The following is a 14592-nucleotide window of genomic DNA, read 5'->3' as shown; positions in this document are numbered from 1 at the left end:
CGTGCTGGCCATGACCCTGGCCGGGGCCGTGTGGGCCGAAGAACCGGCGAACAAGATGGACAACCCCAAGCCGTTGCCGGACGACGTCAGCCTGCCGCTGCCCTGCGACGGCGAGATGGTGTTCCGCTACGTCTACGTGCTGGCCCAGGGCACCCTGGACGACCGTGAGGTGAACCTCGGCTACCCCTTCAGCGAGGGCGAGAGCGGTTACCAGCAGTCGTTCATTTCCGGCTATCGCCGGGACTACATCAACGGCCAGTTCACCCTCAAGGACCTGCCTGGCGCCTGGGGCAAGACCATTGGCCCGGCGCTGCCGAAAAGTGGCGCCGGGGTGCCCCTCAAGCCAATGCTGTATTTCATCGGCAAGTACGAGGTCACTGCCCGCCAGTACGCCCAGGTCATGGCCCAGGCCCAGTCCCTGGCCAGCGGTGATCCGGCCCCGGCCTGTGAGGCGCCGGAGGGCCTGCAGGGGCGCCTGCCCAAGGTCAAGCTGTCGCGCTTCGAGGCCGAGCGCTTTGCCGCGGTGTACAGCGCCTGGCTGATGAAGAACCACCGCGACCTGCTGCCGGTCAGCGGCCGTGGCAGTTCCTCGGAAGACGGTGGCCTGGGCTTTGTGCGCCTGCCCACCGAGGTGGAGTGGGAATACGCCGCTCGCGGCGGCCAGGCGGTCAGCCGCCAGGAGCTGGAAGGCCGCCTGTTCCCGCGGCGCGTGGAGGGCAGCGAAGACGACGGCCCGCTGGCGGACTGGGCGGTGTTCAACCAGGTAGCCGGCGGCACCGGCCAGGCCGCGCGCCTGATGCCCATCGGCACCAAGCTGCCCAACCCCATCGGCATGTTCGACGTGATCGGCAACGCCGCCGAGATGGTCCAGGAGTCCTTCCAGCTGGTGCGCGCCGGGCGCCGCCAGGGCACCTACGGCGGTTTCGTGGTCAAGGGCGGCAACTACCTGGAAGGCGAAGGCACGCTGTTCACCGGGATGCGCCGCGAGTACCCGCTGTTTGGCGCCGACGGCACTGAGCAGAGCAACGAAACCACCGGTTTCCGGGTGGCCATCGGCGCGCTGTCGGCGCCCCGTTCGCGCTACAAGGAGCTGTTCGCCCAGTGGCAGAAGGAAGGCCGCCTGGCGTCCCTGACCGATGCCATCGACGACGCCCAGGACCCCACCAAGCGCCTGGACGCCATCATCGCCGCCAGCGTCGACCCGCGCCTGCAGGCGGAGCTGGGGCTGGTCAACGAAGAGCTCAAGCGCAACGTCTCGCTGATCGCCCAGCAGCGCGAGGAGGCGGCCGGCAACCTGATCCAGTCGTCGGCCCTGGTGGCCGAGACCATCAACAACTACAACATCCGCCTGACCAACCTGAAGAAGAGCCAGCAGCAGGCCATCGATGCCAAGGACGAGCCCAGCGCCAAGCTGTTCGCCGAAGCCATCGACAACGGCCGCAGCGCGCTGGACGGGGCGGTGGCGATCTACATCGACAACCTGGCCACGGGCACCCGTTACACCGACGCGGTGATCCAGGCGCAATTTCAACGAATCAAGGAAGAGCTCAATCGCAAGCCGGTGCTCGGCAAGAGCCTGGTGACGCGCGCTACGTTATTCGTTCGCCATGTCGGGAATTATCGCCAGCAACGGCGAGCCGACCCGGCGACGATTTTGAAGGAACTGCTCGCATCGACCGGTCAGAAGTCATGACCGGCCGCTGTCTGTCGAGCCTGGAGGATCTCGGACGACATTGCGTCGCGCCGAGTTGGTCAAACTTAATCGAGATCACGAACATGCTTTTTTCCCGCAACCCATTTGCTTCAACGTCCAAGCGTCACCTGCTGTTGGTTGCCGCCGGGTTCAGCACCGTATTGACCGGTTGCGCGACCTCTCCGGTGTCCAAGGTCGCCTCGACCACCAAGGTCGAGTACTACCCGAGCTGCTACGAGCCGGTGCAGCACCTGCGCGCCACGGATTCGGACATGACCAAGTCGGTGGTCACCGGTGCTGCCCTGGGCGCTGCCGGCGGCGCTTTGCTCGGTGCCCTGACCGGTGACGGCGACCACCGTGGCCGCAACGCCGCCATCGGTGCCGCAGGCGGTGCCCTGGCCGGTGGCGCAGCCGGTTACTACACCGAGCGCCAGAAGCAGATCGCCGACGACAACCAGCGCATCGCTTCCTACGCTGCCGACGTCAACAAGAGCGCGGCCGACATCGACCGCAGCACGGCCTATGCCCGCGCTTCCCAGACCTGCTACCAGCGCGCCTTCGACAGCCTGATCAGCTCCCGCAAGGCCAACACCATCAATGACGTGGAAGGGCGCAAGCGCCTGGCGGAAATCGTCAGCGGCCTGAAAGAGTCCAACGACCTGATCACCGCGGTGAACGGCCGTGCCAGCGAAGACCTGAGCAAGTACAACCAGGCCTACGAGCAGGATCTGCAGCAAGTGGGCGTGCAGCGTACCGACGTGGTGAAAGTCGCTACCGCCGATACCACCACGGTGACCACCGGTGGCAAGAGAAAACAGCCACAGAAGGTCAAGCAGCCCAAGCTGCCGACCGTGCCTCAGGAAGCGGTGAGCACCGAGAGGTCGATCCAGGATGCCAAGATCAAGCAGGCCGAGAGCAACAAGGTCGCGACCACCGGCCAGACCCAGGTCAACAGCATGTGCAAGAACCCGGACCTGGGTGACTGGGCACCGGTGCCTTGCCCTAACGTCTGAGTTGGCGATTGTCTGACAAGATGTCGCGATAAGCGTTGAACGCCAGCCGATCTCCGAGCAATCGAACAGATCGGCTGGCGCTCTTCGAGTTACAGGTTAAACTGCGCCGGCCATCCAATAATTCCACTGAGGCGCCGTGCATGAAATTCCGTTTTCTTCTCTGGGTGCTTGGCCTGTTGATGGGCAAAGCCAGCCGCAACAATCCTGCTTTCCAGCAACAGTTGGGTGACAAGGAGCTGGTGTTCCAGCTGCAGACGCTCGACGGCAAGGTTGCTCGGCATTTTTTCGTCAAGGACCAGCGCGTCACCAGCCGTTCGGGGTTCTATCCCGAGCCGGCATTCGCCATCGCCTTCAAGGATGCCGCCTACGGCTTCGCCACCCTGCAGGCGAAGAACAAGCAGTTGGCATTCATGACCGGTATTCAGGACAAGTCGATCCAGATCAAGGGCAACCCGGCCCTGGTGATCTGGTTCCAGGGGCTGACCAAGTACCTGAAACCGAAAAAGGCCAAGCCCAAGGCTTGACCGGGAAACTTCGCCGGCAAGCCGCCTCCTGCAGGAGCGGGCTGGCCGGCGAATGGGCTCAGGCCTGGCTGAACTGCGAAGCCAGTTCCCGCAGCAGTACTTCGGCTTCCAGCACCTTGCTCACCACGTCGTCCGCCTTGTCCCGGGTCAGGCCCAGGCGTTCCAGCAGGGCGTCGGGGATATCCTCGTGGGGCCCGGAGCCGATGCCCCGGCTGCGCAGCAGGCGCACGGCCAGGCACACCAGGTTCGGGTACTCGGCATAGGCGCCGTCGTAGCTCGGGTCGTGCTGGAAGCGCAGGGCGGTGCACAGCTCTTCCGGCATGTCCCAGTAGCGCATCAGCCAGGCGCCGATCTGTTCGCGGCTGATACCCAGCAGGTGCTGTTCGACATAGCTGTGGCACAGGTGCGGGTTGACCTCCAAATGCCGGCAGATCAACGAGAAGTGCGGCGGGAACACGTGGGCCAGCAGCAGGTAGCCGAAGTTGTGCAGCAGGCCGGCCAGGTAGGTCAGGCCGGCTTCCGGGCGCTGGGCACGGGGCATGGCGCGGGTCAGGCCCTCGATCACCGCGGCGGTGTAGATCGACTGCTGCCAGTAAGGCGTGGCGTGCTGCGGCTGGTCCTTGGGCAGGCTCAGGGTCTTGCCCAGGGCCAGGCCCAGTGCCAGGTTGATCACCAGGTCGAAGCCCAGCACGCGGACGATGGCGTCTTCCACCGAGCGGATCTTGCCGGGCGAGGCGTAGTAGGGCGAGGCGGCCCAGCTGACCACCTGGGCGGCCAGGGCCGGGTCGGTTTCCACCACACCGGTGATGTCGTCGATGGTGGCGTTGGGGTCGACCCGCAGCTTGATGATCTTCTGTGCGGTTTCCGCCAGGGGCGGGATCTCGATGGTGGCTTCCAGGCGCTGCTGGATGCGCCGCGCGGTGAAGGCCTGCATCGCCTGGGAGATCTCCTCGCGGTCATCGTCCGGGCGGTCGAGGTTGGGGCGAATGCTGCTCAGGGGCTCGCCGAAGTTGCCGGCGCTGGCTTTGCTGAGCATGCTCTTGAAGGCTTCGCTGGTGATCTCCAGCAGTACCCCGGGCTCGCCGGAGTTGATCAGCAGGCAGGGCTCGCGCAGCAGGCTTTCTTCGTACAGGCACGGTGAGCTGGTGAGCGCCGGCAGGCCGGGCAGCAGGCTCAGGCTGTGCTTGCCGAGCATGCGCTCCAGGCGTTCGGTGGAAACGGCGGTCAGGCGGCGGCCGGTGAGTTCGGCCAGGCGGTTGAGGTCCAGTAACTGGCTCTGCGGGAACAGCACCATCAGCGCGCCGACGGCGTCGTCCAGCAGTACCGCCTGGACCTTGCGCGCAGCCGGCAGGCCCGGCTGGTCGATCACTTCGTTGTAGCTGATGGCCAGCTTGCCGAGCAGCAACCGGATAACAGACGGAGCGTGTGGGGTTGCAATGTCGAGGGCAACTTCTGTCATGGTCTGGTATCCGTTTTTCTACAATTTGACGAGTATAACCAGCTTGGTTATGGCGAGGGTTCACTAACTGAGTGTTGGTTCACACTTGGCCGTATTGCTGTCCGTGGCGCAGCCAGCGCTCCAGCAACGGGCTGACATGGTCCGGCCAGCGCTCCAGCAGGGCCTGGGCGGCATCGCGTACCGCCGGCAGCAGGTCGGCGTCGCGCATCAGGTCGGCGACCTTGAATTGCAGGAGGCCGGTCTGCCGGGTGCCGAGCATTTCCCCGGGGCCGCGCAGCTCCAGGTCCTTTTCGGCGATGACGAAACCGTCGTTGGTTTCACGCATGATGCCCAGGCGCTGGCGACCGATCTGTGAAAGCGGTGGGTGGTAGAGCAGCACGCAGTGGCTGGCGGCGCTGCCGCGCCCGACCCGGCCGCGCAGCTGGTGCAACTGGGCCAGGCCCAGGCGTTCGGGGTTTTCGATGATCATCAGGCTGGCATTGGGTACGTCGACCCCGACCTCGATCACCGTGGTGGCCACCAGCAGTTGCAGGTTGCCGGCCTTGAACTCGGCCATCACCGCGGCTTTCTCGGGGGCCTTCATGCGGCCGTGGATCAGCCCTACGCGCAATTCGCCGAGGGCGCTGGAAAGGTCTTCGAAGGTGGTTTCCGCGGCCTGGCAGGTCAGTTCCTCGGACTCTTCGATCAGGGTGCAGACCCAGTAGGCCTGGCGCCCTTCCGCGCAGGCGGCGCGTACCCGCTCGATGACTTCGATGCGCCGGCTGTCGGTCACCAGCACGGTGTTCACCGGGGTGCGACCGGGAGGCAGTTCGTCGAGGATCGAGGTGTCCAGGTCGGCGTAGGCGCTCATGGCCAGCGTTCGCGGGATCGGCGTGGCGGTCATGATCAACTGGTGCGGGCACAGGCGGCCGCCCACGCCTTTCTGGCGCAGGGCCAGGCGCTGCTGCACGCCGAAGCGGTGCTGTTCGTCGATGATCACCAGGGCCAGGTTCTTGAACTGCACTTCGTCCTGGAACAGCGCGTGGGTGCCCACCACCATCGGTGCGCCACCGGCAATCTGTTCCAGGGCTGCGCTGCGGGCCTTGCCCTTGAGCTTGCCTGCCAGCCAGGCGACTTCCAGGCCCAGGGGCTCGAGCCAGCGCTTGAAGGTGATGAAGTGCTGCTCGGCGAGGATTTCCGTCGGCGCCATCAGTGCCACCTGGTAGCCGGCCTCCAGTGCCTGCAGGGCGGCCAGGGCGGCGACCACGGTCTTGCCGGCGCCCACGTCGCCCTGGATCAGCCGCAGCATGGGCTCGGGCTGGCTCAGGTCGTAGGCGATCTCGTTGCCCACGCGCTGTTGCGCGCCAGTGGGAGCGAAGCCCAGGTTCTTCAGGTACTTGACCGGCAGTTTCCTGGCCAATGGCAGCACCGGGGCGCGCTGTGAGCGCAGGCTGTCGCGCAGACGCTGCTGGGACAGCTGGTGGGTCAGCAACTCCTCGAACGCCAGGCGGTGCTGGGCCCAGTGGTGCCCCAGGGCCAGTTCGTCGACATCGGCGTCCGCCGGCGGGTGATGCAGGTAGCGGATCGCATCGTCCAGGGGCGCCAGCTGATAGTCCCGGGCCAGCTCTTCCGGCAGCCAGTCGGGCAGGCTGCGCGGGCCCAGCAAGGCCAGGCTCTGTTGGCACAGCAGGCGCAGGCGCTGCTGGGTCAGGCCTTCGGTCAGGGGGTAGATGGGTGTCAGGGTCTGGTCCACCGGCGGCGGCTCGTCGCCACTGATGGCACGGTATTCCGGGTGGTAGATCTCCAGGCCCGAGGCGCCGGGCCGGGCTTCGCCATAGCAGCGCACGCGGGTGCCGCGCTTCAGGCCGTCCTTCTGCGCATTGCTGAAATGGTAGAAGCGCAGGCTCAGGCCGCCGGTACCGTCCTGCAAGCGCACCAGCAGGCTGCGGCGCTTGCCCATGACCACATCGGCGCCACTGACGGTGCCTTCGATCACAGCATCCTGGCCAGGGCGCAGGGCGCCGATCGGCACCACGCGGGTGCGGTCCTGGTAGCGCAGGGGCAGGTGGAACAGCACGTCCTGAAGGTTTTCCAGGCCGACCTTGGCCAGCTTCTCGGCCATGGCTTCGCCGACGCCCTTGAGTGCCGTGACCGGCACTTTCGACAGCTCAGTCATTGCGAGCGCTTAACTCGCGGCGGGCGGCTTGGCCACCGAGCACAGGCGGATCGAGTCGGCGAGGATCTCGATGGCCTTGGGCCGCGGGAAGCTGGCGCGCCAGGCGATGGCCACGGTGCGGAACGGCACGGGCGGGGTCAGGGGGCGGACTTCGATCACCCCGGGGGCGTAGTGATGGCTGTCCACGGCCGACAGCGGCAGGATCGAGATGCCCAGGCCGGAGGCGACCATGTGGCGGATGGTTTCCAGGGAACTGGATTCCACGGTGGTGTGCTTGGCGCCGTCGTTGCCCTTGGTCAGGGTCGGGCAGGCCTCCAGGACCTGGTCGCGGAAGCAGTGGCCTTCGCCCAGCAGCAACAGGCTCTTGTCGTTGAGCAGGTTGGCGTCGATGGTTTCCTTCTTGGTCCAGGGGTGGCCGCTGGGCATCAGCACATAGAAGGGTTCGTCGTACAGCGGCAGGGTCAGGACATCGGCCTCGTTGAACGGCAGGGCGATGATGATCGCGTCCAGCTCGCCGTTGCGCAGTTTGTCGCGCAGTACGTGGGTGAAGTTCTCTTCTATATACAGCGGCATCTGCGGGGCGACCCGGTGCAGCTGGGGAATCAGGTGCGGGAACAGGTAGGGGCCGACGGTGTAGATCGCCCCGACCTTGAGCGGTGCGGTCAGCTGGTTCTTGCCGGCCTGGGCCAGCTCACGGATACCCTGGGCCTGCTCCAGGACCTTTTGCGCCTGGGCGACGATGGTCTCGCCCACCGGGGTCAGGCGCACGGCGCTCTTGCTGCGCTCGAAAATCAGCACGCCGAGTTCGTCTTCAAGCTTTTTCACGCCGACCGACAGGGTGGGCTGGCTGACATGGCAGCGCTCGGCGGCATGGCCGAAGTGCTGCTCTTGGGCGAGGGTAACGATGTAGCGCAATTCTGTAAGAGTCATAGCGGGCGTCCGTGAGGTTGCGGCCAAGCATAACGGCTGCAATCGATAGACGCACGTTATCAGACCGAGGGTGGAATGCGACACCCGCCAATGCCTGCTCCAGGCGACACAAACGCGAAGGGCACCTTGAAGGTGCCCTTGCGGTGGATCAGCGGCGGCCGCGGCTGCGGTCGATCTCGTAGTTGTACGAGGCGGTGATTTCCACGCTGCCGTTGTTGAGCATGTCTGCCGGTGGCTTGGGCAGCGGCTGGGCACGACGGATCATGTCCAGGGTGGCACGGTCCAGATCGGCATTGCCCGATCTGCCTACCAGCTCATAGGACAGCACCTTGCCTTCGGCATCGACGACGAAGCGCAGGGAGTTGGTGCCTTCCTTGCCTCGACGCTGAGCCTCGCTCGGATAGCGCTTGTACTTGGCCAGGTGCGCCTGCAATTCCCCCTGCCAGTTAGCCTTGGCGGCGGCCTGGGCCGGTGACGGGCCAGGGGTCGCAGGAGCGGGCTGCTTGGACGGAGCCGGTGTGACCGGGGCGTCGCTGGGCTTTTCCTCGGAAGGCTTTTCCTTGGGCGGCTCAGGCTTGACCACCGGCTTTGGCGGTTGCGGCTTGGGCTTCTGCTTCACCGGCTTGGGTACCGAGATGGTCGGCTTCGGCGCTTCGGCCAGTTTCGGCAACGGCAGTTCTTCCACGGGGGCCGGCGGTTGTGGTGGGGTCACCACTTTCGGCGGCGCCGGTGGAGGCGGCACAGGGGCAGGTGCCAATTCCACCACCATGGCTTGGGGGGGGATGGGCATGGGCTGTGGCTTGGACCAGTTGAGGGCGAGCAGGATCGCCAACCCATGGACGCCCAACACCACCGCCAGGCTACCGCTGTAACGCGTCAGTCTTTGGCGCGTCGTGATCATTTCTTGGCTGCCGTCTCAAGTCCGACCAGGCCGACTTTCAGGTAGCCGGCCGCCCGCAGGGTGTCCATCACACTCATCAGGTCGCCGTAATCCACACCTTTGTCGGCCTGGAAGAAGATGGTCGTGTCTTTCTTGCCCTGGGTCCGGGCGTCGAGGATGGCGCCAAGGGTTTCAGCCTTGACTTCGTCTTCGCCGAGGAACAGGCGCTTGTCGGCCTTGACGCTGAGGAACACCGGTTTTTCCGGCCGCGGCGCCGGTTTGGCGCTGGAGGCGGGCAGGTCGACCTTGATGTCCACGGTGGCCAGCGGTGCGGCCACCATGAAGATGATCAGCAGCACCAGCATCACGTCGATGAACGGCGTGACGTTGATCTCGTGGTTTTCGGCCAGGTCGTCGCCTGCGCCTTCTTTCAAATGCAAGCCCATGGCTGATTACCCCACTTTCACCATGTGCGGTTGTGCGGAGCGCTCGTTCGGCTGGTGATCCAGGTCGCGGCTGACCAGCAGCAGGACCTCGGCCGAGGCGTCGGTGACCTGGGCCTTGTAACCGGTGATGGAGCGAGCGAAGACGTTGTAGATCACCACCGCGGGAATCGCGGCAACCAGGCCCAGGGCGGTGGCCAGCAGGGCTTCGGCGATACCCGGGGCAACCACGGCAAGGTTGGTGGTCTGGGTTTTGGCGATGCCGATGAAGCTGTTCATGATGCCCCACACGGTGCCGAACAGGCCGACGAACGGCGCGGTGGAACCGATGGTAGCCAGCACGCCGGTGCCGCTGCTCATGTTGCGGCCGCAGGCAGCCACCAGGCGCTCCAGGCGGAAGCTGACGCGCTCCTTGATGCCTTCCTTCTCGCGGCTGTTGGCCGAGAGGCGCATCTCTTCCAGGGCATCGTGCACCAGCAGGTTGGCCAGGGTGCCCTCCTTGGTGGCGGTGGCGCTGGCTTCCTTGAGGGTGGTGGCCTTTTTCAGTGCGGCGATTTCACTGCGCAGGCGGCGCTTGGCACCCATCAGCTCGAAGCCTTTGGCGATCCAGATGGTCCAGGTGATGATCGAGGCGATGGCCAGGCCGATCATCACCAGTTTCACGATGATGTCGGCGTTCTGGTACATGCCCCACGGCGACAGGTCATGGGCCATGCCCAGGGTGTTGTCGGCCTCCAGGACTTCAGGAGCGTCTTCGCCGATAGCGGGCTGGCCTTCGGCCTGGACTGGCTCGCCGGCCACTGGGGCTGCGGCTGGAGCGGTCGGGTCGGTGGCCGTATGTTCAGCGGCTGGAGCGGTCGCGGCAGGGGCTGCGGCGGTGGCTGGGGCGTGCTGGTCGGCAAAGGCTGCGGTCGGTGCCAGCAGCAGGCTGCACAACAGCGCTGCAACCGCGCTCATGGCGCGCAGCGGGCTTGGGCGTTTGGTTGGCGAGACGGAGAGTTGGTTGCTTGTCATGCTGGCCGGACCTGAGAGGAGAAAAGGGTGAAATGTCCTTCTAGGCCTCGCAGGGCCGAGAACAAAATGGGCGGTTATTATTGCAAGTAATTCTTGTTAACAGAAGTAATAGAGTATCTTTTTTTCCTTGATTGCTAGCCGTTCGTCCAGTGCGAGGGCTAGTCTTGACCTTTCCCAAAGGAGTTTTCTGATGTCCTCCCCCTCTGTATTGATCGCCGGTTGCGGTGATGTCGGGAGTCGCCTGGCGACTCAACTGCTGGCCGAGCAATGGCAGGTTTACGGCCTGCGTCGCAACGTATCGCGCTTGCCACAGGGGGTGGTGGGCATTGCAGGTGACCTGTTCAGCGAGCAATGCCCCGGGCAATGGCCGCAGAAGTCGGCGGACTATCTGGTGTATTGCGCAGCGGCCACCGAGCATGACGAAGCCGGATATCGCGCGGCTTATGTCGATGGTCTGAAGCATGTACTGGGCTGGCTCAAGCAGCGTGGCCAGGCGCCCAAGCGTTTGCTGTTTGTCTCCAGCAGCAGCGTTTATGAGCAGAAGGACGGTGAGTGGGTCGACGAGACTTCCGTGGCCGAGGCCCAGGCCTACTCCGGACGCATGATGCTGGAAGCCGAGCAGGTGGCTCTGGGCAGCGATATTCCCGCCACTGTGGTGCGCTTGACCGGCATCTATGGCCCGGGTCGCGAGTGGCTGCTGACCCAGGTGCGCCGGGGTTATCGCGTGGCGATCGAGCCGCCGTTGTACGGCAACCGTATTCACGCGGACGATGCCGCGGGCCTGCTGGCGTTCCTGATCAAGGCGGACCGCAGTGGCACGGCGCTGGATGATTGCTATATCGGCGTGGACGATGCGCCCGCGCCTCTGGCGGAGGTCGTCGACTGGCTGCGCGATTACCTGGGCGTCACCGAATGGGCGGACGATGCCAGCGTGCGTCGTACCGGCAGCAAGCGTTGCAGCAATGCCCGGGCCAGGGCGCTGGGCTGGGTGCCGCGCTATCCGAGTTATCGCGAAGGTTATGCTGCGATTCTGACGACGCAGGGCTAAGTTGCCCGAGCAGCTTGGGGTCGCGGTCGAAGGCTGCGACCGGCTTCCCGAGGGCGTCGCTGCCGACAGGCCGAAGGTCCGGTGGACCTTGTCGCAGCCTGCGGCAGCGGCTACAGGGTAGTTACTGCTTTTCCAGCAACCACTGCTGGCTGCCCGGCGTCAGCGAGGGCACTTCATCCGCCAGGGCGGTATTCACCGCCTGGAAGATCTCCAGCTGTTGATCCTTGCGCACGAAGATCCAGGAGTTGCCCTGGCCGTTGAGCTGCAGCCAGATGCTATCGTTGCCGCCGCTCATCGAGGCGCAGTCGCCAGCCAGGCACAAGGCGTAGCGATCGGCGCCCGGTAGGCCCTGGACGGCGCCGTTTGCCTGGAACTGCACTTCGTTGCCCAGGCCCGGTCCGTTGACGATCTTCCACTTGCCACCCAGGTACGCCGAGTACAAGGCGCGCTCGAAGTTGGCGCCTAGCGGCGCGCCTTCGGGGGCGGGGTCTTTGGGGCGGTCGAAGACCTGCTCGGGCTCATTGTCGTTGGCCACTTGCAGCAGTTGCTTGCCGTTGCGCTTCAAGTCGGTGGCGGCGCTGCCATAGAACTCGACTTTTGCAGTGCTGGAACCGTCGCCGATGATCTTGCCTTCGACGGTTTCGAAACCGTTGGTGTAGCGGGCCTGGCCAGCCTTGGTATTGAGCTCCCATTCCAGGTTCGGGCCGTAGGCCTGGAGGGCTTCACGCAAAGGGCCGCCCTTGGAGGCTGCGTCGATCGCTACCTGATTGATCCAGATGCCGCCCACATCGTTTTTGGCGGGGTCGCTGGCACAACCGCCGAGCAGTACGGCGAGCAGCGAAACAGCTAGCGCTTGGCGCATGACGAAATCCTTTCAGAACGAAAACGGCGCAGCCTTGAGGGCTGCGCCGCGGGTGTTACTCGATGACCAGAATGGCATCCATTTCAACCTGTGCACCCTTTGGCAGGGCGGCCACGCCAATGGCGGCGCGGGCTGGGTAAGGCTGTTGGAAATACTTGCCCATGATCTCGTTGACCTTGGCGAAGTGGCTCAGGTCGGTGAGGAAGATGTTCAGCTTGACGATGTCCTTGAACGAACCGCCAGCGGCCTCGGCTACCGACTTGAGGTTTTCGAACACCTGGACGGTCTGGGCTTCGAAGCCTTCCACCAGCTCCATGGTCTTGGGGTCCAGAGGGATCTGGCCGGACATGTAGACGGTGTTGCCAGCCTTGATCGCCTGGGAGTAGGTGCCGATGGCAGCAGGTGCCTTGTCGCTGGTGATAACTGTCTTGGTCATGAATGACTCCTTGTAATGGACGGGCTACGCACGCATGCGGGTGATGCGGATGACCCCGGTCAGGGCGCGCAGTTTCTTGATCACGCGGGCCAGGTGTACGCGGTCGTGCACGCTGACCACCAGTTGGACCACGCTGATGCGACCATCGCGTTCGTCCATGCTGATTTTCTCGATGTTGCCGTCGGCGGCGTTGACGCTGCTGGCCAGCAGCGCGATCAGGCCGCGTTGGTGTTCCAGTTCTACGCGCAGTTCGACGTTGAATTCGCCGGTGACATCCTTGGCCCAGGAGAGCTGGATGCACTTTTCCGGGTTGTGGCGGATTTCGCTGATATTGCGGCAGTTGTCCAGGTGCACCACCATCCCCTTGCCGGCGGACAGGTGGCCGACGATCGGATCGCCCGGGATCGGCGTACAGCACTTGGCGTAGCTCAGCACCAGGCCTTCGGTGCCGCGGATTGCCAGCGGGCCTTCCGGGCTTGGCAGCTGTTCGCCTTCGCCCAGCAGGCGGCGCGCCACAACGTAGGCCATGCGGTTGCCCAGGCCGATGTCTTCCAGCAGGTCTTCGATCAGTTCCAGGCGGTATTCCTGGAGAATCGCCTGGATGCGTTCGGCCGGGACCTTTTCCAGGGAGCTGTCGAAGCCGTTGAGCACCTTGTTCAGCAAGCGTTCGCCGAGGCTGATGGACTCGGAGCGGCGCTGCAGCTTGAGAGCATGGCGGATATGGGTGCGGGCCTTGCCGGTGACCACGAAATTCAGCCAGGCCGGGTTCGGGCGCGCGCCCGGGGCGCTGACGATTTCCACTGTGGAACCGCTTTGCAGGGGTTCGGACAGCGGCGCCAGGCGACGATTGATCCGGCAGGCGATGCAGCTGTTGCCGACGTCGGTGTGTACCGCGTAGGCGAAGTCCACCGCGGTGGAGCCTTTGGGCAGCTCCATGATCCGGCCTTTGGGCGTGAACACGTAGACCTCGTCCGGGAACAGGTCGATCTTCACGCTCTCGATGAATTCCAGGGAGTTGCCGGCGCGTTGCTGCATTTCCAGCACGCCCTTGACCCATTGGCGGGCGCGGGCGTGAGTGCCTTTGGGCTGTTCGTCGCCACTGGATTTGTACAGCCAGTGGGCGGCGATGCCGTTATTGGCCATTTCTTCCATTTCCCGGGTACGAATCTGGATCTCGATCGGTACTCCGTGCATGCCGAACAGCGTGGTATGCAGCGACTGATAGCCGTTGGCCTTGGGAATGGCGATGTAGTCCTTGAAGCGTCCCGGCAGCGGCTTGTACAAATTATGTACAGCGCCGAGTACGCGATAGCAGGTGTCTACCTTGTCGACGATGATGCGGAACGCATAGACGTCCATGATCTCGTTGAAGGCCCGACGCTTCCCGCGCATCTTCTTGTAGATGCCGTACAGGTGCTTCTGGCGACCGCTGACCTCGCCCTGGATGCCGTCGATGGCCAGGCAGTGGCTGAGGGATTCCTCGATCTTGTTGACGATTTCCTTGCGGTTGCCCCGGGCGCGCTTGACCGCCTGGTAGATCCGCGCGGAACGCATCGGGTGCATCGCCTTGAAGCCCAGGTCTTCGAATTCGATGCGGATGGCATGCATGCCCAGGCGGTTGGCGATGGGGGCGTAGATCTCCAGGGTTTCCTTGGCGATCCGCCGACGCTTCTCGCCGGAAAGTACTTCCAGGGTGCGCATGTTGTGCAGGCGGTCGGCCAGCTTGACCAGGATCACGCGAATGTCGCGGGCCATGGCCATGGCCATCTTCTGGAAGTTTTCCGCTTGGGCTTCGGCCTTGGTTTCGAAGTTCATCTGGGTCAGTTTGCTGACCCCATCCACCAATTCGGCCACGGTTTCGCCGAACTGCGCGCTGAGCGCTTCCTTGGCGATACCGGTGTCTTCGATGACGTCATGCAGCATCGCGGCCATCAGGCTCTGATGGTCCATGTGCATGTCGGCAAGAATGTTCGCTACCGCGAGTGGGTGCGTGACGTACGCCTCGCCGCTGCGACGGCGTTGACCGTCATGGGCTTGTTCGGCGTAGAAATACGCTCGGCGGACCAGATTGACCTGGTCCGTGCCGAGATAGGTCGATAAGCGATCGGCGAGGGCGTCTATGCTCGGCATGATGT

At 64.5% G+C, this 14592-nt stretch carries 13 protein-coding genes; 4 read left to right on the top strand and 9 right to left on the bottom strand.

Annotated elements, in window-relative coordinates; all coding sequences use genetic code 11:
* Positions 1–10 precede the first annotated feature (10 nt).
* From AC1RCO_RS15350 to AC1RCO_RS15340, 3 genes are all read left to right on the top strand, one after another.
* Positions 11–1693, top strand: a complete 1683-nt coding sequence (locus tag AC1RCO_RS15350) for a formylglycine-generating enzyme family protein (RefSeq protein ID WP_230493612.1) — start codon at positions 11–13, stop codon at positions 1691–1693.
* An 83-nt stretch (positions 1694–1776) separates the two neighbouring features.
* The gene (gene tagQ / locus AC1RCO_RS15345; RefSeq protein WP_011064242.1) at positions 1777–2706 is read left to right on the top strand and encodes a type VI secretion system-associated lipoprotein TagQ; all 930 of its coding nucleotides are present in this window, start codon (positions 1777–1779) and stop codon (positions 2704–2706) included.
* A 140-nt stretch (positions 2707–2846) separates the two neighbouring features.
* Positions 2847–3230 (top strand): hypothetical protein, encoded by a 384-nt coding sequence (locus tag AC1RCO_RS15340; RefSeq protein WP_015637475.1) that lies wholly within the window; start codon positions 2847–2849, stop codon positions 3228–3230.
* 58 nt (positions 3231–3288) lie between these two features.
* Here the strand turns inward: AC1RCO_RS15340 and AC1RCO_RS15335 are convergent, their stop codons facing one another.
* From AC1RCO_RS15335 to exbB, 6 genes are all read right to left on the bottom strand, one after another.
* Positions 3289–4689, bottom strand: coding sequence for an aminoacyl-tRNA deacylase and HDOD domain-containing protein (locus AC1RCO_RS15335; protein ID WP_011064240.1), 1401 nt, complete (start codon positions 4687–4689; stop codon positions 3289–3291).
* A 79-nt stretch (positions 4690–4768) separates the two neighbouring features.
* The gene (gene recG / locus AC1RCO_RS15330) at positions 4769–6844 is read right to left on the bottom strand and encodes an ATP-dependent DNA helicase RecG (RefSeq protein ID WP_015637474.1); all 2076 of its coding nucleotides are present in this window, start codon (positions 6842–6844) and stop codon (positions 4769–4771) included.
* 9 nt (positions 6845–6853) lie between these two features.
* Positions 6854–7774, bottom strand: coding sequence for a hydrogen peroxide-inducible genes activator (locus AC1RCO_RS15325; protein WP_011064238.1), 921 nt, complete (start codon positions 7772–7774; stop codon positions 6854–6856).
* Between the two features lie 148 nt (positions 7775–7922).
* A complete protein-coding gene (locus AC1RCO_RS15320) occupies positions 7923–8675 on the bottom strand; it encodes an energy transducer TonB family protein (RefSeq protein WP_011064237.1) in 753 nt (250 codons plus the stop codon).
* Positions 8672–9100 carry a TonB system transport protein ExbD gene (exbD, locus tag AC1RCO_RS15315; RefSeq protein ID WP_011064236.1) on the bottom strand — a complete coding sequence of 143 codons (429 nt, stop codon included), beginning with the start codon at positions 9098–9100 and terminating at the stop codon, positions 8672–8674. The genes AC1RCO_RS15320 and exbD overlap by 4 nt, the downstream gene beginning before the upstream one ends.
* A 6-nt stretch (positions 9101–9106) precedes the next feature.
* Complete coding sequence (gene exbB / locus AC1RCO_RS15310) at positions 9107–10111, bottom strand: tonB-system energizer ExbB (protein WP_011064235.1); 1005 nt, start codon at positions 10109–10111, stop codon at positions 9107–9109.
* Between the two features lie 190 nt (positions 10112–10301).
* Here exbB and AC1RCO_RS15305 point away from each other — a divergent pair, with 190 nt between their 5' ends.
* Entirely contained in the window at positions 10302–11159 is an 858-nt protein-coding gene (locus AC1RCO_RS15305) for an SDR family oxidoreductase (RefSeq protein WP_492617837.1), read from the top strand.
* A gap of 121 nt (positions 11160–11280) precedes the next feature.
* Here the strand turns inward: AC1RCO_RS15305 and AC1RCO_RS15300 are convergent, their stop codons facing one another.
* The 3 genes from AC1RCO_RS15300 to spoT are packed head-to-tail and all read right to left on the bottom strand — an operon-like array spanning position 11281 to position 14587.
* Positions 11281–12021 (bottom strand): hypothetical protein, encoded by a 741-nt coding sequence (locus tag AC1RCO_RS15300; protein WP_011064233.1) that lies wholly within the window; start codon positions 12019–12021, stop codon positions 11281–11283.
* A 55-nt stretch (positions 12022–12076) separates the two neighbouring features.
* Entirely contained in the window at positions 12077–12457 is a 381-nt protein-coding gene (locus AC1RCO_RS15295) for a RidA family protein (protein ID WP_007921133.1), read from the bottom strand.
* Between the two features lie 24 nt (positions 12458–12481).
* Positions 12482–14587 carry a bifunctional GTP diphosphokinase/guanosine-3',5'-bis pyrophosphate 3'-pyrophosphohydrolase gene (spoT, locus tag AC1RCO_RS15290; protein WP_011064232.1) on the bottom strand — a complete coding sequence of 702 codons (2106 nt, stop codon included), beginning with the start codon at positions 14585–14587 and terminating at the stop codon, positions 12482–12484.
* Positions 14588–14592 lie beyond the last annotated feature (5 nt).

The sequence above is a fragment of the Pseudomonas sp. GW823-FHT03E05 genome (assembly GCF_058796855.1).
This window is presented reverse-complemented; position numbering and strand designations above follow the sequence as displayed.